Origin of the sequence: Acinetobacter sp. ANC 3929 (assembly GCF_000369405.1) — a bacterium.
GTDB lineage: Bacteria > Pseudomonadota > Gammaproteobacteria > Pseudomonadales > Moraxellaceae > Acinetobacter.
The window spans coordinates 161,993-184,091 of the sequence record NZ_KB850000.1 but is presented as its reverse complement, the minus strand read 5'-3'; the positions used below and the strand labels follow the sequence as shown (position 1 = coordinate 184,091).

Sequence of the window (22,099 nt, the reverse complement as noted above, 5' to 3'; positions counted from 1 at the left end):
CTTTATTCGTAACAATTCATTTAAGCGAATACATCAATCACATTCTTTGTTTGTCGGCGATCACGCCTCTTTGTTTTCTGTTACCCAAATCAGAATATATCCCTGTACAACAGGCTTTCCATCCTCTCTGTATGCGATTACTTCTACCTTCATATCTCCAACTTTCCAGTCTTCATTAATTCTTGCCTTAAGCTGAATATCAGAATTGGCTTTAGCAACATAATCCACATGCATACCTTTAGGTAACCATCTGAGATGCGAGGGAATAGAAGCTTCCATAGCAACCCCCATCACAAACTCCAAACCATTACAAATCGCAATCACATGTACCGTTCCAATATGATTTTCTACACTGCGACTTTTAGACATGGATGCTTCACAAAAGCCAACGTCTAGCTTTGTAATGACTGGATTAACCGTACGGAAATAAGGTGCAACTCGACTAATAACTTTGGAAAGTACAAGCAACCCACCTGGGAGGTGCTTTAATGTTTGATAAGCAAGCAATACAGTATTTGATTGAATCTTTTTCTGTTTTTTTATTTTATGACTGAGGTAATCAATTGGATTTTTCATCTTAGGTTTAAATAGATACAGTGAACGACAAATTAACATATGAATATAAATAGCTATATCGCTGCATTCCCCTGTGTAATTGTCAGAAGAGATAAGCAAAATGTTGAAACTCCGCTATTTACCTTATTAAGACAACTTGTGTCGCTCTACCCTAGTGCTTTAATCTTTTTTTTGGCATGATGAAACTGAATTCATAGTGAATAATGATAAATGGAACAAATGCGTTGGGTAGAGTTGCTGTCTGCAATTCGTTTAGGCAGCAAAAAAAGTAGTACTGAATTGGCTCGAAGCCCATTCCACAAAGATTATGACAGAATTATATTTTCTCAAAGCTTTCGCCAACTGAATAGAAAAACACAAGTTCACCCACTCACTCAGCATGATGGCATTCATACTCGCCTCACACACTCGCTTGAAGTTTCTTGTATCGGCCGCTCACTCGGCATGTTAGCAGCAGAAAAAATCAAAGATGAGTTACCGATGTGGATTTCCCCAGCCGATGTCGGAGCAATTATCCAAGCAGCCTGTCTGGCACATGATATTGGTAATCCACCTTTTGGTCATGCGGGTGAATATGCGATTCGGGAATGGTTTGATGATGCCTCACATCGTGACTTTCTCACCAAACTGACACCAGAAGAAGTAGCTGATGTCCGCCAATTTGAGGGCAATGCGCAAGGGCTTCGATTACTCAGCCGTATCGACTACCACCCTGATGATGGCGGTATGCGACTCACCTGCGCCACGCTGGGTGCATATTTAAAATATCCGTGGCTCTCAAAGACGATTGAAGAACAAGGTGATATGCCATCACATCAACGGGCAAAATTTGGCTGCTATCAATCTGAAAAAGAAATTTTAAAACAATTGGCAGAGCAACTCGGTTTGATTCAGCTCGGTGACTATCATTATTGCCGTCATCCACTGACCTATTTATTAGAAGCTGCCGATGATATTTGTTATGCACTGATTGATTTAGAGGATGGCATCATTCTCAATATGCTGAACTATGCCGAAGTTGAGCCAATCTTTCTGAATCTGATTGCGGATTATGGCTATCCAGAAGAATTACATTTACCGCATACCACTTGGCAGCAAAAAATCGCAGCATTACGCGGACGGGTCATGAAACGTTTAGTCGATGAGGTCACCACGGCTTTTGCAAAACATCATTATGAAATTTTGACAGGTCAGCTCAAAGGCAGCCTGTTACAATATTGTTCCCCCGATATTGAAGCAGGTATTCAAACCGCGAAAAATCTTGCGAGAGATCGTATTTTTGAACATCCGCAAAAGTCTGGTTTAGAGATTATTGCCCATCAAAGTTTGCAAACCATCTTAGATGCTTTCATCCCTTTAACCATGCCGCATAAGACATTGAGCTTTAAAGAACAACGTTTAATGTCAATTTTGCAACATTCAGGCGTAAATCTGCAAAACAACCACTATAATAATATTATGCAAGTCTTGGATATTATTAGTAAGTTCTCAGATCATCAGGCTTATAGCTTGGCGCAAGAGTTGCAAGGAAATAAAATAGGATTCTTTTAACGGCTTAAATTAAGCTCTGTTAGTCTCTTAAACCACCAACTAAATTGTTTTAAAAATAGTGAAATTTTACTCATGATCGGATGTTTAATTGGCGAAGTGTTTGCCCTAGAAGCCCCAACCGTATTACTCAATGTGAATGGTGTGGGTTATGAAATAGATACACCACTTTCAACATTTTGCCAATTACAAAAAGGACAGAAAGTTACCTTATGGACTCATTTAGTCGTTCGTGAAGATGCACAGCAACTTTATGGCTTTAGCGATGCACAAGAAAAAACTATTTTCCGTACTTTGCTTAAAGTAAATGGTGTAGGCCCTAAAATGGCTTTAGGCATCTTGTCCACTTTAAGTATTGAATTACTGATTCATACCATTGAACATGATGATATTAATACCCTGATTAAAGTTCCAGGTGTGGGCAAAAAAACCGCTGAACGTTTAATGATTGAATTACGAGATCGTTTCAAAGCCTTAGCACAATCAACTGGCAGTATAAGCACGACAGCGGCAACGCAAATCCAATTTATGTCAAATTCACCTGTTGCTGAAGCAGAAGCCGCATTACAATCTCTCGGTTATAAACCAGCAGAAGCACAAAAAGCCGTAGCAGCAGTGAAAGCAGACCATAGTGAATCTGCCGATATTATTCGTGCTGCGCTTAAATCAATGATGAAGTAATAGATATATGCAAGATCGTCTTATTAGCGGAACAGAAAAACCAGAAGATCAATTTGATCGTGCGATTCGCCCAACCTCATTGGCTGATTATATTGGCCAGCCCGTGGTTCGTGAACAAATGGAAATCTTCATTGGTGCTGCACGTGGACGTGGTGAAGCACTCGATCATACCTTAATTTTTGGTCCCCCAGGTTTAGGTAAAACGACCCTTGCCAATATTATTGCGCGCGAAATGGGTGGAAATTTAAAGTCTACTTCTGGTCCTGTATTAGAACGTGCTGGCGATTTGGCTGCCATGCTGACCAATTTGGAAGAAGGTGATGTTCTATTTATTGACGAAATTCACCGTCTTTCGCCTGTGATTGAAGAAATTCTTTATCCTGCAATGGAAGACTACCAATTAGATATTATGATTGGTGAAGGCCCCGCAGCTCGCTCAATCAAATTGGATTTACCGCCCTTTACTTTAGTTGCGGCAACAACAAGAGCCGGCTTACTCACCTCTCCGTTACGTGATCGCTTCGGGATTGTGCAACGCTTAGAGTTTTATTCAGTTGAAGATCTTACCCATATCGTAACACGTTCTGCCAACTTGATGGATGTTCCAATTACCAAAGAAGGTTCAACAGAAATTGCCCGTCGCGCTCGCGGCACACCACGTATTGCCAACCGCTTATTACGTCGTGTACGTGATTATGCGCAAGTCAAAGGTACGGGTGAAGTGACTCAAGAGATGGCGCAACGTGCTTTGGACATGCTTAACGTGGATAAAGCTGGTTTAGATACGCTCGATCGTCGTTATCTCAGTATGTTGCTGGAACGCTTTGAAGGACGACCGACGGGTGTTGAAGCTTTGGCTGCTGCAATGGCAGAAGACAGTGGCACACTTGAAGATGTGATTGAACCCTATTTAATTCAGCAAGGGTATGTAATGCGCACAGCGCGCGGTCGTATTGCTACCAATATGGCGTATTTACAGTTTGGTATGATACCACCTGAATAAATACTGAATAGAATAAATATCGTATTAATGCGATATTTATTCTAAAAACTATTTCAACATTTTTAAAAACAAAATATCTGGATATTAAAAATAAGAATCCCTGCTATAATTTCTCGTCTTAAAAACTAAACCACACATTTAAACCAACCAAAATTCAATATGAAGGGTGAAAGAAATGCCAAACAAATTATTAATTTCCACGATATGCTCTGGGGCATTCTTATTAACAGCATGTGGAGGTGGTGGAAATAATAATCAGACATCATTTGATAGCAAAGAAAAATTAGACTATACAAAGAAAGAGAATATTGGACTTATTAATGAACCTGTAGTTGCTATTTCGAATGAACATGACAATCCAGTAATTGACATTATCACCATAGCACAAGAACTTCACTATCTAATTAGTAACCAAGATTCTAGCAGCTACACAGCTTCGTGCCAATCAGGCAGCACCACCTTAAACAAAGATGGCAGTGTAACCCTAAATAACTGTAAAAACCTGACCATTTACTCAAATACTGGATCACATTCTGTCTTTGGTCAAGATGAAGTCGTCATCGCATCTGGTACAATTCAAGCTAAACTTACCCGAACAACGACCTTAAAAAAAACCGATTTAACTTTAGTTAATTTTAGTATTGATTTAGCAGATGAAACCGCTCTCGTTAATGGCAAACTAAGCAGCACCTCTACTTCTATCAATAGCGATAATTATCAGGATTTATTTGAAGCGAATCAATTCACTTATAAACATTTAGATAAACTCGACAAAACCAATAACCTTCAATATATTCTAAACAATTATTCTTTAGCCTCAAATAACTCAATCTCCAAAGGAAATATAGATAGTAAGGCTAAAGGTGAGTTAACTGGAGAGGTTAAAGCAAAAGCTTTCTCGGTAAACTTTAATTCTAATTTTGCCTTTAACAATGCTAAAGATCTTGAAAATATGAAACCTAGCCAAGCTAAGCTAAATATAGAAGATATCAATAATAAACAAAATTCGATTGTTATTACTCAAACCATCAATGGTCAAGCTTTAATTAATGCGTATGCCAACAATCACACCGTTACAGGTTTCCCTCAAACAATTGACTGGATTAAATTTTACTAATTTCTGCTTAAGCCCCAATAAGCCCTCTTTGTAGGGCTTATTTTTTATCTAGCTCAACAATATGTTATTTATTACTATTTCCTTAGCTCGTTTGACGCAATATCATTCGTGATTGCTCACAGTACGCAAAGTATAGGAAATAGACATGGCAAATCATTTTGAGTTCAAAATTCGCGTTTATATCGAAGATACTGATGCTGGCGGTATCGTTTACCATGCCAATCATATCCGTTTTATGGAGCGTGCTCGTACCGAATGGCTGCGTGCAGCAGGTGTAGATCATTACTGGCACCAAAAAGACTACAGCTTCGTGGTGCACCAAATTCAAGTCAAATATGTACGTCCAATATTAATGGATGATTTAATTACCGTTACAGCACGTGTTATTTCGTGTAAAGCCGCATCTTTTGTGTTGCAACAAAATATTTATCGTGGTGAAATCTTGCTGGCTTCAGGTGAGGTTGTGTTGGCATGTTTAAACAAAGATCTTATGCCGCGTAGACTTCCTGATGAAATTCGTGATCTGATTCAAAAAGAATTGGCACAGGACTAAAATAAACTTTCGGCACCGTAACTTATGGCAACTCACTTAGAATCTTCCCTGCATATTTCTGACCTAATTTTACAAGCAAGTCCTGTTGTACAACTGGTCATGCTGATCTTATTATTTGCTTCAATTTATAGCTGGTACTTGATCGCTAAATTATACATGGGCTTTAAAAAAGCAGAGCAAGATGATGAGCATTTTCAAAAAATGTTTTGGTCTGGTGCCGAATTAAATACGCTTTTTAATAATGCGCAGCTCAACTCAAAACGCCGTGGTTTAGAAGATATTTTCTATCAAGGTTTGGGTGAGTTCTTTAAACTACAAAAACGTAAAGCAGATACCAATCAAACGATCGAAGGAACAGAACGTATTCTTCGCGTCGGTTTAAGCCGCGATCAGAGTAGTTTAGAAGTTGGCTTAGGTGCACTTGCCAGCATCGGTTCAGTTGCACCTTATATCGGCTTATTTGGTACGGTTTGGGGCATTATGAATGCATTTATTGGTCTTGCCGCAGTTGATCAAGTCACCTTGGCAACCGTTGCCCCTGGTATTGCAGAAGCCCTCATTGCAACGGCAATCGGTTTATTTGCAGCTATTCCTGCTGTACTTGCGTTTAACCACTTTACCGCTAAAGGTGAATCAACTTATTCAGATCGTGCTTTATTTGCAGAAGAAATGGTTGCTCTTTTACAGCGTCAAGCGATTGGAACGACACAGGAAGATGCATAATGGCGATTCAACGCTCTGGACGTTTTGAACGGATTAAAAAACCACTCAAAAGTGATATGAACGTCGTTCCCTATATCGACGTAATGTTGGTACTTTTGGTTATTTTCATGGTGACTGCACCCATGATCACCAGTGGTATCAAAGTGGATTTACCTCAGGCGAACAACCATCCTATCGAATCCAAAGATATGCCCGCCATGGTCACCATTGGTAAAGATGGTGATATCTATCTTCAATACCAAGATCACAAAGGTAGTGACCCTCTCACACTTGAGCAACTTGAAAGTCTTTTAAGCGAAGCTCAAACTCAAGCTGAACAAGAAAACAAACAACTCACGGTTTTGGTGAATGGAGATAAATCCCGCCCGTATGGTGAAGTTGTATCACTGATGGCAAGTCTACAAGAAGCAGGCTTAACACAAGTTGGTTTACTGACAGAGCCGTTAAAATAAGCTATGAAAAAATTTCAAGAGCCGCCTTTTAAGCAAAATGCGATCGCGCTGGGTTTCACACTCGGCGTACATGCGATCGCGATTGTGGGCTTATTATTTTTAGGCTTAAGTAAACCACCTGAAGAGCCGAAAAAGCTCAAGACTGTTTTAGTTAGACCCGAAGATTTGCCACAACCACTTACACAGGTTGAACAAGAAACAACAGCTGACAATCAAGCTCCCGAAGTACAAAGTCCTGTTGTAGATAAAACATTACCTGAAAATATCCCTGTCGTCCCTCCGTCACCAAGTCCACAACAACTTGCAGCTGAAAAGCAAAAGGCGGAACAAGCCCAGCAAGCAAAATTAGCTGAGCAAAAACGCAAAGCAGATGAAGCAGCTCGTGCACAACAAGTTGAAGAACAGCGTAAACGTGCTGAAGCTCAAGCACAGAAGCAGCGTGCGGATGCAGAAGCAAAACGCCAAGCTGAGGCAAAAACCGAAGCAGAGACAAAACGTCGGGCAGAACAGAATGCCAAATCTGAAGCAGAGGCTAAGGCACGTCAAAAAGCTGAACAAGATGCGAAGTTAAAACAGCAGAAAGCGGCTGAAAACGCAAAACTTCAAGCACAACAGGATGCTAAACGCAAAGCTGAGGCAGACGCAAAGGCGCGTGCCGAAGCAGATGCAAAACGTAAAGCAGATGCTGATGCGAGAGCAAAAGCTAACGCAGACGCGAAACGTAAAGCGGATGCCGATGCGAAGGCAAAAGCTGAGGCAGACGCTAAACGTAAGGCAAATGCAGATGCCAAAGCAAAAGCTGAGGCAGATGCCAAACGTAAAGCGGATGCTGATGCGAAGGCAAAAGCTGAAGCAGACGCTAAACGTAAGGCAAATGCAGATGCCAAAGCAAAAGCCGATGCTGATGCAAAACGCAAAGCTGATGCGGATGCAAAACGTAAAGCTGACGCAGATGCCAAAGCGAAAGCCGACGCGGATGCGAAACGTAAAACCGAGGCAGATGCAAAACGTAAGGCCGATGCTGATGCAAAAGCCAAAGCTGAGGCAGATGCGAAACGTAAAGCGGAAGCTGAAGCAGAATTTAAGGCTGCAGCAGCTAAAAAAGCTGAACAAGAAGCTGCTCAGAAAAAAGCCGATGCTAAACGGATTGCATCAACAGCTAAGCGAGATTTTGAACAAAAAATCTATCGTGCTTGGAATATGCCGTCAGGTTCATCAGGCCAGCGAGCCAGTGCTCGTGTAACTTTAAGTGAAAGCGGTGCTGTTTTATCTGTTGTTGTTTCAGCAAGCGACCCTGATGTTAAGGCAAGTGTAGAAGCTGCTGTTCGTGCTGCCGCCCCTTATCCAATGCCAGATGATCCTGTTGCACGCCGTGAAGCAAGAAGTTTTACTTCAAGTTTTACTGCAAAATAGTAATGAATAGTTAACGTTACAGGCTTTTAATAGCACAAAGCATGTAACTATGTTAAATAATCAACAGCCACAAAAATACGAACGCAAGTAATTGTAACTATGGACAAGACTCGTAAACACCTCCTCTCGTTGGCAGTTTTCGCTGCAATTAGTGCAGTTGCTCCCACCGCAACTTTCGCACAATTACATCTTGAAATTGCTAAAGCTCCTGAACAAGCACCTAAAATCGCGATCATTCCATTTGCAAATGACAATGCGATCTATCCAATTGTGGAAAGTGACTTGAATCGCTCAGGCCGTTTTACCAGCGCATCTCAAAATTTACCTGCAACTGCCAGCCTCAATCAGGTTCAAGCAGGTGATTGGCAAAATGCTGGTGTTCCTTATGTCGTCGTCGGGCAAATGAAAGCCATGGATGCCAATACATTCGAAATTCATTACCAATTATATGATGTACAGAAACAACAATATTTATTGAATGAAGTACTCACCGTACCGAGTTCACGTGTACGTCAAGCGGGACATCTGATCAGCGATACAATCTATCAAGCTTTGACAGGTATTGCAGGTGACTTTAGTGGTCGTATTGCCTATGTATTGCGTAATCAGGCGACACCTGCTCAACGCTATACTTTGCAAATCGCAGATACCGATGGTGAACAACCTAAAACTGTACTTTCATCACGTGATCCAATCCTCTCTCCGGCTTGGACACCTGATGCAAAGAAAATTGCTTATGTCTCATTCGAAACCAAACGCCCAGCGATTTATCTGCAAGATTTAGCCACTGGCCAACGTGAAGTTTTAGCAAGCTTCCGTGGCTTGAATGGCGCACCAAGCTTCTCTCCAGATGGAAAGTCGATGTTGTTCACAGCATCAATGCATGGCAATCCTGAAGTGTATCAAATGGATTTAAGTACACGCCAAGTTCAACGTATGACCAATGATTCTGCGATTGATACCGAAGCGCGTTACTCGCCAGATGGCAAATCCTTTATTTTTACTTCGGATCGCGGTGGTTCACCACAAATCTATCGCTATAGCTTTGATGACAGCTCTGTCAAACGCTTAACCTTCAAAGGTGCATTCAATGCACGCGGTACATTAAGCGCAGATGGTAAAAAGATTGCCCTTGTCCATCGTCCAAGTGGCAGTAACTACAAAGTTGCAATCCAAGATATCAATACCGGTATCACCAATATTCTCACACCAACCAGTTTAGATGAATCACCAAGTTTCTCGCCAAATGGCCAAATGGTCGTTTATGCAACGCGTGAAGGAAATCGTGGTCTTTTATCAGTCATGTCTACTGACGGTCGTTTCCGCATGAATTTACCAAGCGAACAAGGTGAAGTTCGTGAACCAGCTTGGGCACCAAAATAAATTTAATCGATTGGAGAATCGTATGAACATTAAATATCTAACGCTTCCGCTGATTGCTGCAACGCTCGTTTTTACTGGCTGTGCAAGCCGTAAGCCTGCTGCTGAAATCACTGCGGGCAACACACCAAATGGCTCATCTACCGTAAGCACTGATGGCTTAAGTGAAGATGCAGCTTTAAATGCACAAAATTTAGCAGGTGCATCGTCAAAAGGTGTCACTGCTGCAAACAAAGCATTTTTAGCAAAACGCGTTGTGCACTTTAATTATGACAGCAGCGATTTATCAAACGAAGATTATCAAACTCTACAATCGCATGCACAATTCTTAGTCGCGAATGCCAACTCTCGTGTTGCATTAACAGGTCATACAGATGAACGTGGTACACGTGAATACAACATGGCTTTGGGTGAACGTCGCGCGAAAGCTGTTGAAAGTTTCTTAATCACCAATGGTGTAAATCCGCAACAACTTGAAGCGGTCAGCTATGGTAAAGAATCACCGGTGAATGCAGGTCATGACGAAGCGGCATGGAAAGAAAACCGTCGTGTAGAAATCAATTACGAAGCAGTTCCACCATTATTAAAATAATGGTTTAGTTTTAAATAAAATGCTCACTACATGTGGGCATTTTTATTTTTGGATCAAGATGATGATTGAGATTTAGACTCTGGTTGCATCGACTCAATCATATCGTGCTTATTGAAATCTTTATATTCAGGCTTGGCTTCATACTCTTTCCATGCATCCTTCACATTTTCTTTAGAAATCGTATCTAAGCTAATTGGCTCACTTGGTGTGGGGGTCGCCTCAAAATTCTTGGTTGACATCTTAATCTCCAAACATCCTGTCTAGTATCTGTCCAACATAGCATGTAATCACGTGCTTGTAATCATAAAAGCAACATAAATAAAGTAAGATAATTTTTATTTTTATGTGATCTCATCTAGAATAGCCACATTCTTTTTTTATCATTTTTTGACACGGCCAAACTGGAGCTATTTAATATGTCAAACCTTACTTTGACCCAATACTTAGAACAACAAAATGGGAATTTGACTCCAGAGTTGGCACAAGTTATCGAAACCATTGCGGCAACGTGTCAAACCATTGACCAAGCATTACAAAAAGGTGCTTTGGCCGGGATTTTAGGCAGCGCTGGCAATGAAAATGTTCAGGGTGAAACACAAAAAAAATTAGACGTTATTTCAAATGATTATCTAATTGATGCTTTAAAAGTTCATCCACAAGTTGGTGGCTTAGCATCAGAAGAATTAGATGACTTCACCCCTGCACAAGAAAACGGAAAATATCTGGTATTGTTTGATCCATTAGATGGGTCAAGCAATATTGATATTAATATGTGTGTTGGTACCATTTTCTCGATTCTTCCAGCAAAAAATGCTGTAACTCAATCTGCTGATTTTATGCAAGCAGGAACTGAACAAGTTGCTGCAGGTTATGTACTTTATGGTCCATCTACCATGTTAGCGCTTACGGTAGGTGCGGGCGTTGTGTTCTTTACTTTTGATCCAACAACTCAAACTTTCGTACTTACCACTGAGCAAGTTCAGGTTTCAGCAGATACACAAGAATTTGCCATCAACTCATCAAACCAACGTCATTGGGAAAACCCTGTAAAACGTTATATCGATGAGCTTTTGGCTGGTAAAACATCAGTACGTGAAAAAGATTTCAACATGCGTTGGGTTGCGTGTATGGTGGGTGACATTCATCGTATCTTATGCCGTGGTGGTATTTTCCTTTACCCTTACGATCTAAAAGATCCTAAAAAAGCGGGCCGTTTACGTTTAATGTATGAAGCGAACCCTATGAGTATGTTAATCGAACAAGCTGGTGGTGCATCAACTACAGGCCGTGTCCGCATTATGGACATTCAACCAACTGAATTGCATCAACGTGTTCCAGTCATTATTGGTTCTAAAAACGAAGTTGAGCTTGTGACGAGCTATCATTAATTATTTTTTAATAATCAAGGCATTATAATATTATAATGCCTTTTTGGATGTTTACTTTATGGCGGTTATTTTTCTAGAATCAAAAGACAATGCAAAAATCAAACATTTGCGTGGCTTAATCGAGCTCAATAGCGCTCGAAAAAAACATCAACAAACTGTTCTAGAAGGTACACATCTTTGTTTAGCTTGGTTGCAACAACAGAAAAAACTCTTTTCTTTATTTACCACTGAACAAGCATTAGAACATCCTGATTTACAAGAAGTCATCGAGCTACATCAAGGCCATGTTTTCGTGATTAGCGAAGTCCTCTATAAAGATTTAAGTACTTTAGGCACGACTCTACCTTGTTTAGCTATTATTGATCTTCCAAAAACATCAGTAACAATTGATTTTGAAGTAGATACTTTAATTCTAGAAAACATTCAAGATCCAGGTAATGTGGGAACATTACTGCGTTCAGCTGCTGCGGCGAACATCAAACAAGTGATTTGTACCCAAGGCTCGGCTACACTATGGTCTCCCCGTGTACTTAGAGCGGGCATGGGAGCTCACTTTAGTCTTCATTGTTTTGAAAACTTTCAATTACAAGACATTCTTCCAAAATTTCAAATTCCTGTTTTAGTTACCAGCTCACATCAATCGACCAGTCTGTATGAGCAAGATTTAACACAACCTTGTGTATGGATTTTAGGTAATGAAGGCCAAGGTGCGAGTGACTATGCTTTAGAACATGCAAAGGCAGTCGCCATTCCTCAGCCAGGTGGACAAGAGTCGCTCAATGTTGCAATTGCAGGATCAATTTGCTTTTTTGAAATGGTACGCCAACGTCAGTAAAAACGTTAAATTATTTTAAATACGATTTTTTACTGAGAAAATCAATTACACTACTAAAAATAATTGCTTAAGTTGTCAACGCGCCCACCAGTTTCAACGTTATATGATTAATGAATTGGAATTAATGGTGGGTATCCATGACAGGATTTTCCATCTCTATGGATTTAGCACCGAAACAGGCTCGAACTGAAACCAGTACTGATCGCAGTACGGTTGAACAACGTCTGCGTATTTTTATGCAAGACGTTACAGGTCGTGCATTGGTGATGATGGAAAGTGCAACTCAAGGACAACAAGGCATTGCGATGGATTTAGTGCAGGAAGCCTTTATTTCCTTGCATAAATCATACGCTGATAAAAATATAGAAGAATGGTATCCCCTGTTCTACACCATTTTAAATAACAAACTCCAAGATTGGAGACGTAAAGAAGCACGTCGTGCAACTCCCTTCTCATTATTCAAAAAGATTAGTTTAGATGATGACGAGGAAATGATTGATGTTGTAGATGAATCAACTCCCAATCCTTTTGATTTTCTTGATCAAGAAGTGACAATGGACGAAATTCAAGCAGCAGTCAACCAACTACCAGTCCGTCAACAACAAGCATTTATGCTAAGAGCATGGGAAGGCTTTGATACGATGACCACAGCACAGATTATGGATTGTAGTGAAGGCAGTGTGAAAACACATTACCACCGTGCAATTCAGGGACTCAGAATTGCTCTAGAGCACTTAAACCCACATACGGGAGGATCATCAGATGAAAAAAGATGAATTCACCAAACACGTAACATCCAAGCTTGATCAGCTTGCCAGAGAGCAACATCACAACAAAATGTTGGTGATGAACCATGTTCTCGATACGGTTCAGAAAAAACCAACATCTTATTACAGTGTTTGGAAAATGAGTGGTTTCGCACTCGCTGCGGCAATCATGGGTATTGTTGTTCTGCCGAGTTCCTTACAAATGGCTGATCAACCACAGAACCAAGTTGTTGTGAATCCCAAACTTTCACCACAAATGGTTGAAGATATGGAAATGTTATTGGTTTTGGGTGAGGATAAAGTTCCACATGGCAGCTAAAAAATTAGCACTTGTTGTGTGTACACTCAGCTTATTACAAACCAGTTTTGCAGGTTCAGAACGCTTTTGGGTATTCTCCAAACCGAACAAACCAACAACTGAAGAAGCTTGGGATGATTTGTCACCTGAAGAGCAGCGTGTTTTAATCAAACGCTATCAAACTTTGAAGGAAATTCCGACAAACCAAAGCTCACAATTACAACAACGCATGGAATGGTTCACCCAACTGCCTGAAGAAGAAAAGCAGAAAATGCGAGATGTTTGGCAGAAGATGAGTACACAAGAGCGCAATACTTTGCGTAAACGTATGCAAAATGCCAGTACCGAAGAACGCGTGAATATCAGAGAAGAATACCTCACCAAGTACGCTGAGCATTAATTTTTTATTTCCATGAATATTTAAAATAAAAATAGCGCCTTTAGGCGCTATTTTTTATCTTTGATAGGCTTATTTTCTGAAACGACGGTAGGCCAATAAACCTAATAATCCGAATACTGAGTAGAAACCTAAGCTACCGCCACCACTACTTGCTTTACGTGTGTCATCAGTAGTCGTTGCTGTACTAATTGTTCGCACTGTAGCTGTATTACTTGAGATCATACCGTTAGCATCATAAACTTGGTATTTAAATGAGAAGTTAAATGGATTAAATGTATTAACTTCTTGTACATAGATATTACCACCATAACAAGTTTCTTTTTGATCAGGTACTGGACATGGCCCTTGACGATCCGCAGTGATACCTAAATCATTTTTAGGCACATCGATTAAACGGATTGGTAATTCAACCCCATCCGCATTCTTCCAAAAATGAGGTTTATTCGGATTGCTTTCTGGGCCCGCTCCACCTACGCCAGTATCCCCATCATCATTTGCAAAATCGAGTAAGTTCAAACTTAATTTTTGTTTTGCCTGATATTTAAAAGTTAATGATGTATCTTTTACCACTGGTGCAATATTAGTGAACGTAGCCTTAATTAATCCTGATGACTTTACATTCTTATCTGATTTTAATGTAATTGTATATTTACAGAAAATCTGATCACCAGCTTGAGTAATCGTATCATCCTTACGATAGAAAATAATTTGCTGTAAATCAGGATTCCATTGGCAAACTAAATTCTTTTTATCACTTTCATCTATATCAGTAACAGCATCATTAATTTGTCCCTTACCTAAAGGCTCTGCTACAACCTCATATAGCTCAGGGCTAAAGAATTGTAATTTATAACTCTTTTTCTGATCATTTTGCTGTACATCTTGTGGTAAAGGTAATTGATAGTTTCTTAAATCAAGATAAATCGCACGGTATTTTAGATTTTCTTTGGTATATTTTAATAACCTTTGATACTGATCCAAACGAGATTTATAATAGGTTAAAAAGTCTGGATTGTTTGGATTTTTAACCAAATCATTAAAAAAGTCGTATTGTACCTGATAGTCAGCGATCTTCCCACCAATAGAAGTATTGGAAACATCAGTTATATCACCCGCTGTAAACTTCATTAATTCAACAGAACCGATGTCACAAGTATTGCGTGCATTAGGGTCATAATACAATGTTCCATCGGTAATACGAGCAAGACCACGTTGATCTGTTTTACTACAACCTGAAACGCCCGTGTCTAATAAACCAACAAGCTTCGTATCATTGCCCACAGTAACAGGTATGGCATTTTTCTCTGGATAGTAGATAGGCAAAAATGCTGTATGCTCCGTAGGGTCTTGCAAAGGGCCTAATAAAGTTCGAATATTATCAACTTTTGCTATATTAATATTGGTTTTATTCTCTTTCAGTGATTCCTTTGGCACATCACATACATTATTAATAGGCAAGGTAGAATTTTCTTCTTTTAGTACAAGAGCATTATATTGAACATTTAATTTAACCTCTTCCAGTTCTGCTGCCGCACCTAGTAAATACCGACAAGCATAACTATTACCGCCTCCATTATAGGCAATAATGTTAAATGCTAATGTCTTAGTCCCTAGCTTGTCATATAATAGGGTCGTAAAAGCCTTATTCTCAACAATTGTATTACTTGTCAGAGATAAAGAACTGCTACTACTTAGAATACTGGATGGATCATCTGGTTTAGGATCTGTACCGGCTTTGGTATCACCAGAGAATTTAATCAAATTCCCTGTAGTCGAATTTACAGTATTTTGAGCAATGGTGTTAGTGCTCAAATCAACTTTAGCCGTACCACAGAACTCGATCATGCTTTTCGAATTTGCAGCACCGTTGCCAACAAAGCTATTCGAAAGAAGATTAATCGTATGTATAGAATACTGTAGATCGTTTTTACAACTCATCGCAAGTACACTACCATTTTCCGCCTGATTCCCTTGAATCAAGCTTTGAGATAGCGTCAATGATGACGATGGGCCTGCTAAAAAAATTGCCCCACCTTCTTTAGCTTTTGAATTTAAAATTTGAGAACTTTGTAATAAAACGTCAGCTCCTGCATAAATTGCACCTCCTCGATCTGAACTATTTCCACCCGTTAAAATCAAATTGGTGAGTGTCAATGCATTCTTGCCAAGAGTCGTATTAAAAATACGAGAATTTTCTGCTTTAATGGTTGTTTGTAATGTAATTTGTGCTGGATATTGAGTAACAACATCATTCAACAGTACATTCTTACCATCCCAATTCACAGGACTAGAACCAACAATTGAAATGTTTGTGTATGGCGTTAATTCCTTTTTAAGTGTATACGTACCTTTTTCAAGCTCAATAACTTTTTGGCTCGTCGATGACATGTCGGTCACAGGACAACCACCAAAAGATACTCGATCAGCTGCTGTTTTTATCGCCTCTCGTAATGAGCAAGCACTTAGATTTTCACCATCTTCATCATCAAAGGTTGTGACCTTGATTGGAGTACTTGTGGCAGCTAATAATGGCATTGTTGCCAACATCATCGTCGCCAATAACGTTTTTTTATAATGTTTCATCTCATCACATCCCTGATTACGATTTAAAACGGCGTATTCCTACTAGCCCCAACAACATTAGAATTACACCTGTACCAAAACTACCGCCACTCACATTTACCGTTTTACTTTGGAAGTTATTTGGCGGGTCTTGTACAATATTCGTTGGAATATCAATATAATAACTAGTTGCATCATTAAAGCGAGTGATGGTTGTCATAACCCGTAACTTAAACATATCGGCGCCATGCCAGTCACTATAAGGAACATAAGTCACGTTGCCATCTTGATCTAGAGTCAATTTACCTTTGGAAGGGATATGAAGATTCTGCACAATCTCTAAACAACCAGGTTGCCAAGGTTGGCCGTCTGTACGTTTGCCCAGTTCCGCTTCGCATGTTGCAGGGTCAAGTAACTCACCATCAGCTAAACTATCAAGAATACTAAATTTTGCAATTTGCTTATAAAGAATATCCATACCATTGGTTGGGATATTACTACGATCAATAAACAACTCTATTGCGCCTAGATCACATAATTCATCAAGACCACTGCGTTTCTTTCCACGTTGATCGGAACCTTCACAACCACCTAAACTGTATGATGTGCCATCACTATAAATCCGCCCTCTATTCACAATAGGAGAATCAGCCACACTCAAGTATGAAGTTAACAAACGAGGTTTAAAATAACCTAGCATCTGATCTTTTGGCGTGTAATATGGGCAAAGCAAGCCTTTTGCTGGCGGAGCAGCACACACACCCTCGTCATTCTCTCCCCCAGCGACCAATTTTTGCTCTGGATCATTCTGATTCCAAATTATATTCGGCTGACATTTGGTAGTACCAAAACCTTTACATTCAGAGGTCGTAAAATTACTTTGAACAATGCTATTATCTTCAGCTGCACTACTAATATCATTATTTCCATTCGAAACAATAATACTATTTGATACATAAGCACTTGGATATTCTTTAACTGTTTCTTTCGTCTCACCATTTTCTTTGGTTTCTGTCGTGACTTTCCACTTTAGCGACTGTAAATATAATCCAGCAGCATTTTTGATCATTGTATTATTATTTAAAGTCATACCTTCGCGGATATTGGCAACATAACCACCTTTATTATGAAAAATAGTGCTGTTCTTTATACTAGCGAAGCCTATCAATAATGCGCCACCGATTGTGTCATTATTAAGGCCCTCTTGTACATATAACAAAGCACCTGCTGGACCTGTAACACCTTCATTGTCACGTATCACTGACTGTGAAATCGCATACCTAGGCATTTCACTAAAAATGACTGCACCTTGGTCTGCCTTGTTCCCTTGTAAAAGAGTGTTATTGATTGAAACATATCCCGCTGTATTTTTAACATCAGCTGAAGTACCAACGTTATAAATTGCGCCACCTTTATTGGCCAAACCACCAGTTAAACGAGAATATTGGATTGCTAATTCTTCACGATTAAGGATTAAACCACCGTTATTCACTTTAGTAGATGAGCCCTGCAAATTTAATTCTACAAAATTTACACCGATTAAAGCTTTTTCTACATTTTCATCATCAATTACAAAAAGTCGATCTTTTCCGACCATTTTAATAGTTGCATTATTTAACCCTTTCGTATTATTAAAGTCATAACTCATTTCTGACTGAATAGTTGTTGCCGATTTGATATTTAAAGCTGAATTTAACTGATAAGTCTGATCACGCTTCAAAATAATCACAGAAGAGGAATCTTTATTACCACATCCACGGTAACCATTTTCGAACTCTTTTTTGCTTCTTTGATTCAAAAACTCTACAGCATTTCGTAACGAGCAACCGGTATAATTCTCTTCATCGAGTAACGTAGTGACTTGAATATCCGCAGAATATGCGTGTCCAGTAATCGCAAATAAAGCGCAGGCAAGCGTCCGTTTGAGCATACCGATCTCCTTCTTTTTTCATTTTTCTTCGTATTACAAACTCGGAGTTTGCAACCACATTCCTTTGTGCGTACTTTGTCATAGCTCTCGAAATTACTCAAGAAATTTTATGCTATTGGCGATATTCATCAATCAGCGCATAAATTTGCTTAAGTGTTGTATTTGAAAGCTTAGTCTTTTCGCCTTTCAGCATTTTTTCCAGTTGAGCCAATGTTTGCAACAACACTGAAGCCTGATGCGGCCCATTACTTAATAGATAATCCACAATTTGCTGATCAAAATGAATTCCCCGACGTGTCATCACCGATTGTAATAAGGCTTGTCGATCGATATAAGAGCTACCATTAGGTACTTTCACACTAACTGCTTGAGTTAGCCTTGATTGTAAATCTGGCAATTCAAGCTTGAGCTCAATTGGCGCAACACGAGACGAAAAGACCAGTTGCCCTTCATGGTTATTCATTAAATGGAAAACGGCTTTCTGCCAGTGTGGAACTCCACTGATCGCATCAATATCATCTAAAGCGACTAGATCATAAAACTCTAAAGAGGTAATCGCTTCAATCGGCGCATCTAATAATTCTAATAATGAGACTTTAATTGCTGGTCGACCTAATTCTAAGTACGAATCACATATTGCTGAGAGTAAATGGCTCTTACCCGTACCTGCCCCACCATATACATAAAAGCGGCTGACTAAACCTGCATGTAATTGTCTGACCGCATCAACCACAGGTCCCCAACCCGGCCCCGAAAAATCACTGATTCGGGCATCGAGTTGTGGTTCTATATCCAGTTGTAGTTGACGCATATATTTAATGAATTCCTCAATTACTTTAGGTCATTCGAGTTTGAAGTCTCTGTATCTTGAGAGTTTTTAATTTGAATATCAAGCTCTACTTGACTAGTTTCAACATTTATATGCTGAGTTTCGCCTTGCGCCAAAACAACTTCAGTTGGTAATCCATACAAGGGACTTTTTTCGTAATTATCACGGGCATGTTTTAATAATACGACAATAACAGCAGCTACAGGCAATGCAATCAACATACCAAGGAAACCACCCAATTGTGCGCCTGCCAATACAGCAAAAACAACCGCTACAGGAGATAATCCAATTTTATCCCCTAACAGGAATGGCTGAAGAATATAACCTTCGACCATTTGCCCAATCATAAATACAACACCAACAAGAAGTAACTGCGTCCAATCTAATCCAAACTGGAACAATGTAGCGATCACGGCAGCGATAATGCCGACACCAAATCCTAAATAGGGAATGATACTTGCCAAACCTGCAATCATGCCAATGATTAAACCAACTTCTAAACCAATCAGCTGCAATCCGACAGCATAGACAATCCCTAATAAAAGCATCACAAGGAATTGACCTTTGACAAAAGCACCCAACACACTATGGCATTCACGAACGATTGTTAAAGTTGAAGCTTCGTAAGGACGTGGAATTAAACGTCTAAAGCTTTGCAGCATTCTCTCCCAGTCTAGCAGGAAGTAGAATGAAATAATTGGAATCAGGATAACGACCCCACCAATTTGGATAAAGTTCAAGCCAGATTGAGCAACTTTTAATGCCATCGTTTGAATACTATCAGCACTATAATTAGTCTGAATATAGTCCATCAATGCTTTGGTAATCTGCTCTGTATCAATTTCCATTGGCACAAGATTAAAAGTATGTGACACCCATGGTAAGAAGGTTGCATTAATCCAATGAATACCCGCAGGAATACTATCCCGAGCGTACATTAATTGCTTCCAGATGAGTGGTACAAGGAACCATAAAACCATGGTCAAGGTCACACCTATACCAATAAATACGACACTGATCGCCAACCAACGTGGTAATTTGATTTTTACAAGAACATCAACAAGTGGGCTAAATAAATAGGCAATAAAAAATGCGCCTACAAAAGGAATCACAATGGGCTTCAATAGATAGAGCACCCAAAGGAACAATGCGAGCCCAGCGATGATAAAGATACGACGTAGTACCTGATCTTGCATAAAATCTAGCCTTTTCTTGTGTAATCGTTATAAAAGAAAAAAAATTTAATTAAAGATAGCATTTTCGAGCATAAATAACATAAGAGTTTCGTATATTCAGGTTATAATCTGCCGCCAATGCGGAGACTTCACTATGAGCAACTCAACTTCTACCCCAAATACTGGTTTAAGCTATAAAGATGCGGGGGTCGACATTGAAGCGGGCGACGCACTGGTCGATCGTATCAAATCTGTCGCTAAACGTACCACTCGTCCTGAAGTCATGGGCGGTCTAGGTGGTTTCGGTGCCCTATGCAAAATTCCAAAAGGTTATGAAGAACCAGTATTGGTTTCAGGCACTGATGGTGTAGGCACAAAATTACGTTTAGCACTTAATCTCAATCGTCACGATACGATTGGTCAAGATCTTGTTGCAATGTGCGTAAATGACTTACTTGTTTGTGGCGCAGAGCCTTTATTCTTCCTTGACTATTATGCGACTGGTCATTTGAATGTTGATGTTGCAGCAGATGTAGTGACAGGTATTGGTAAAGGTTGTGAACTTGCTGGTTGTGCATTGGTTGGCGGTGAAACTGCTGAAATGCCTGGCATGTATGAAGGCGAAGATTACGATCTTGCTGGTTTTGCTGTGGGTGTTGTTGAGCACAGCAAAATCATTGATGGGTCGAAAGTGAAGTCTGGTGACGTACTTCTTGGTGTAGCATCAAGCGGTGCTCACTCAAATGGTTACTCATTGCTGCGCAAAATCCTAGACGTTAAGAATGTAGATTTAACTCAAATCGTTGATGGTCGCCCACTTGCAGATGTTGCAATGGAACCAACGCGTATTTATGTAAAACCAGTGTTAGAGCTTTGCAAACAAGTTGATGTTCATGCTATGGCTCACATCACTGGCGGTGGTTTACCTGGCAATCTGCCACGTGTACTTCCAAATGGCGCGCAAGCTGTCATTGACGAATCTAGCTGGGAATGGTCTGAATTGTTCCAATTGCTACAACGTGAAGGTAACGTAGAACGCTTCGAAATGTATCGTACATTTAACTGTGGCGTTGGTATGGTAATTGCCGTTGATGCAAGTGAAGCAGATAAGGCAATTGATCTCTTAAATGCCCAAGGCGAAAAAGCATGGAAAATTGGTTATATCCAAGAAAATGCTGAATCAGTTGAAGGCGCAGACGAAAAAATTCGCGTGATCTTTGCATAATGAGAATTGCTGTCCTTGTCTCTGGCAACGGTAGCAACTTACAAGCCCTGATAGATGCAAATCTGTCAGGGCAAATCATTGGTGTGCTCTCAAACAAAGCTGATGCCTACGCATTGCAACGTGCCGAGAAAACCAATATTGCGACCGCTGTTATTTCACATAAAGATTATCCCAATCGAGAAAGCTTTGACGACGCTATGCATCAACAATTGTTAGCATGGCAAGTGGATCTGGTTATTCTTGCGGGTTTCATGCGTATTTTAACGCCGAGCTTTGTCAGCAAATGGCAAGGTAAGATGTTAAACATCCATCCTTCTCTCCTGCCTTTCTATAAAGGTGTTCATACGCATCAACGTGTATTGAATACAGGAGATCGTTTGCATGGCTGTACCGTTCATTTTGTCACAGCCGAACTCGATGCAGGACAAAGTATTGCACAATCGGCAATTCAAGTTGGTTTGCATGATTCTGTAACAAGCTTGGCGCAACGTGTGCATGAACTTGAGCATTTTATCTATCCTCAGGTTGCACAATGGTTCTGTACAGGTCAACTGACTTGGCAGAATGGTCAAGCCTATTTCAATCAGAAACCTTTAGAACGACCGATTCAGTTTGCACAATTCTAAAAAACAAAACGCATCCTCGGATGCGT

The 22,099-nt window shown here is 40.0% G+C and carries 23 protein-coding genes; 17 read left to right on the top strand and 6 right to left on the bottom strand.

The window, feature by feature from the left end; genetic code table 11:
• Positions 1–60: 60 nt before the first annotated feature.
• Entirely contained in the window at positions 61–576 is a 516-nt protein-coding gene (locus F909_RS07615) for a hotdog fold domain-containing protein (protein ID WP_032878177.1), read from the bottom strand.
• A 210-nt stretch (positions 577–786) separates the two neighbouring features.
• Between F909_RS07615 and F909_RS07620 the strand changes: the two genes are divergently transcribed.
• The 10 genes from F909_RS07620 (at position 787) to pal (ending at position 10,038) form a co-directional block, all read left to right on the top strand.
• Positions 787–2,127 (top strand): deoxyguanosinetriphosphate triphosphohydrolase, encoded by a 1,341-nt coding sequence (locus tag F909_RS07620; RefSeq protein WP_005151805.1) that lies wholly within the window; start codon positions 787–789, stop codon positions 2,125–2,127.
• 72 nt (positions 2,128–2,199) lie between these two features.
• Positions 2,200–2,805 carry a Holliday junction branch migration protein RuvA gene (ruvA, locus tag F909_RS07625; RefSeq protein WP_005151804.1) on the top strand — a complete coding sequence of 202 codons (606 nt, stop codon included), beginning with the start codon at positions 2,200–2,202 and terminating at the stop codon, positions 2,803–2,805.
• A gap of 7 nt (positions 2,806–2,812) precedes the next feature.
• Complete coding sequence (ruvB, locus tag F909_RS07630; protein ID WP_005151803.1) at positions 2,813–3,808, top strand: Holliday junction branch migration DNA helicase RuvB; 996 nt, start codon at positions 2,813–2,815, stop codon at positions 3,806–3,808.
• Positions 3,809–3,983: 175 nt separating this feature from the next.
• Positions 3,984–4,925: a hypothetical protein gene (locus F909_RS07635; protein ID WP_005151802.1), complete on the top strand. Its 942-nt coding sequence runs from the start codon at positions 3,984–3,986 to the stop codon at positions 4,923–4,925.
• A gap of 145 nt (positions 4,926–5,070) precedes the next feature.
• Complete coding sequence (gene ybgC / locus F909_RS07640) at positions 5,071–5,478, top strand: tol-pal system-associated acyl-CoA thioesterase (RefSeq protein WP_005151801.1); 408 nt, start codon at positions 5,071–5,073, stop codon at positions 5,476–5,478.
• Between the two features lie 24 nt (positions 5,479–5,502).
• Positions 5,503–6,201, top strand: a complete 699-nt coding sequence (tolQ, locus tag F909_RS07645; protein ID WP_005151800.1) for a protein TolQ — start codon at positions 5,503–5,505, stop codon at positions 6,199–6,201.
• Positions 6,201–6,653 carry a protein TolR gene (gene tolR, locus F909_RS07650; RefSeq protein WP_005151799.1) on the top strand — a complete coding sequence of 151 codons (453 nt, stop codon included), beginning with the start codon at positions 6,201–6,203 and terminating at the stop codon, positions 6,651–6,653. Before tolQ ends, tolR begins: the two co-directional genes overlap by 1 nt.
• Positions 6,654–6,656: 3 nt before the next feature.
• Positions 6,657–8,066 (top strand): cell envelope integrity protein TolA, encoded by a 1,410-nt coding sequence (gene tolA / locus F909_RS07655; protein ID WP_005151798.1) that lies wholly within the window; start codon positions 6,657–6,659, stop codon positions 8,064–8,066.
• Between the two features lie 99 nt (positions 8,067–8,165).
• Positions 8,166–9,449 carry a Tol-Pal system beta propeller repeat protein TolB gene (tolB, locus tag F909_RS07660; protein ID WP_005151792.1) on the top strand — a complete coding sequence of 428 codons (1,284 nt, stop codon included), beginning with the start codon at positions 8,166–8,168 and terminating at the stop codon, positions 9,447–9,449.
• Positions 9,450–9,471: 22 nt separating this feature from the next.
• The gene (pal, locus tag F909_RS07665; protein ID WP_005151791.1) at positions 9,472–10,038 is read left to right on the top strand and encodes a peptidoglycan-associated lipoprotein Pal; all 567 of its coding nucleotides are present in this window, start codon (positions 9,472–9,474) and stop codon (positions 10,036–10,038) included.
• A gap of 53 nt (positions 10,039–10,091) precedes the next feature.
• On the opposite strand, the gene F909_RS07670 is transcribed toward pal, so the two are convergent.
• Entirely contained in the window at positions 10,092–10,277 is a 186-nt protein-coding gene (locus tag F909_RS07670) for an NF038105 family protein (RefSeq protein ID WP_005151788.1), read from the bottom strand.
• 177 nt (positions 10,278–10,454) lie between these two features.
• Between F909_RS07670 and F909_RS07675 the strand changes: the two genes are divergently transcribed.
• The 5 genes from F909_RS07675 to F909_RS07695 all read left to right on the top strand — a co-directional run bounded on the left by F909_RS07675 (position 10,455) and on the right by F909_RS07695 (position 13,726).
• A complete protein-coding gene (locus F909_RS07675; protein ID WP_005151785.1) occupies positions 10,455–11,426 on the top strand; it encodes a class 1 fructose-bisphosphatase in 972 nt (323 codons plus the stop codon).
• A 58-nt stretch (positions 11,427–11,484) separates the two neighbouring features.
• The gene (locus tag F909_RS07680) at positions 11,485–12,261 is read left to right on the top strand and encodes a TrmH family RNA methyltransferase (RefSeq protein WP_005151784.1); all 777 of its coding nucleotides are present in this window, start codon (positions 11,485–11,487) and stop codon (positions 12,259–12,261) included.
• Between the two features lie 158 nt (positions 12,262–12,419).
• On the top strand, positions 12,420–13,037 hold the full coding sequence (locus F909_RS07685) for an RNA polymerase sigma factor (protein ID WP_005151783.1): 618 nt from the start codon (positions 12,420–12,422) through the stop codon (positions 13,035–13,037).
• Complete coding sequence (locus F909_RS07690) at positions 13,024–13,347, top strand: hypothetical protein (RefSeq protein ID WP_005151782.1); 324 nt, start codon at positions 13,024–13,026, stop codon at positions 13,345–13,347. Before F909_RS07685 ends, F909_RS07690 begins: the two co-directional genes overlap by 14 nt.
• The gene (locus tag F909_RS07695; RefSeq protein ID WP_005151781.1) at positions 13,337–13,726 is read left to right on the top strand and encodes a DUF3106 domain-containing protein; all 390 of its coding nucleotides are present in this window, start codon (positions 13,337–13,339) and stop codon (positions 13,724–13,726) included. Before F909_RS07690 ends, F909_RS07695 begins: the two co-directional genes overlap by 11 nt.
• Positions 13,727–13,795: 69 nt before the next feature.
• Here F909_RS07695 and F909_RS07700 read toward each other — a convergent pair whose 3' ends face one another.
• The 4 genes from F909_RS07700 to cxpE all read right to left on the bottom strand — a co-directional run bounded on the left by F909_RS07700 (position 13,796) and on the right by cxpE (position 20,243).
• A complete protein-coding gene (locus F909_RS07700) occupies positions 13,796–16,309 on the bottom strand; it encodes a CSLREA domain-containing protein (protein ID WP_005151780.1) in 2,514 nt (837 codons plus the stop codon).
• A 16-nt stretch (positions 16,310–16,325) separates the two neighbouring features.
• On the bottom strand, positions 16,326–18,218 hold the full coding sequence (gene rbtA, locus F909_RS07705) for a rhombotarget A (protein WP_005151779.1): 1,893 nt from the start codon (positions 18,216–18,218) through the stop codon (positions 16,326–16,328).
• A gap of 112 nt (positions 18,219–18,330) precedes the next feature.
• The gene (gene hda, locus F909_RS07710) at positions 18,331–19,029 is read right to left on the bottom strand and encodes a DnaA regulatory inactivator Hda (protein ID WP_005151777.1); all 699 of its coding nucleotides are present in this window, start codon (positions 19,027–19,029) and stop codon (positions 18,331–18,333) included.
• A 20-nt stretch (positions 19,030–19,049) separates the two neighbouring features.
• A complete protein-coding gene (cxpE, locus tag F909_RS07715; RefSeq protein ID WP_005151776.1) occupies positions 19,050–20,243 on the bottom strand; it encodes a chloramphenicol efflux transporter CxpE in 1,194 nt (397 codons plus the stop codon).
• Positions 20,244–20,376: 133 nt separating this feature from the next.
• Here cxpE and purM point away from each other — a divergent pair, with 133 nt between their 5' ends.
• Together purM and purN are read left to right on the top strand one after the other, a co-directional pair.
• Positions 20,377–21,447, top strand: a complete 1,071-nt coding sequence (purM, locus tag F909_RS07720) for a phosphoribosylformylglycinamidine cyclo-ligase (RefSeq protein WP_005151774.1) — start codon at positions 20,377–20,379, stop codon at positions 21,445–21,447.
• Entirely contained in the window at positions 21,444–22,073 is a 630-nt protein-coding gene (gene purN / locus F909_RS07725; RefSeq protein ID WP_171067333.1) for a phosphoribosylglycinamide formyltransferase, read from the top strand. Before purM ends, purN begins: the two co-directional genes overlap by 4 nt.
• Positions 22,074–22,099: the final 26 nt, after the last annotated feature.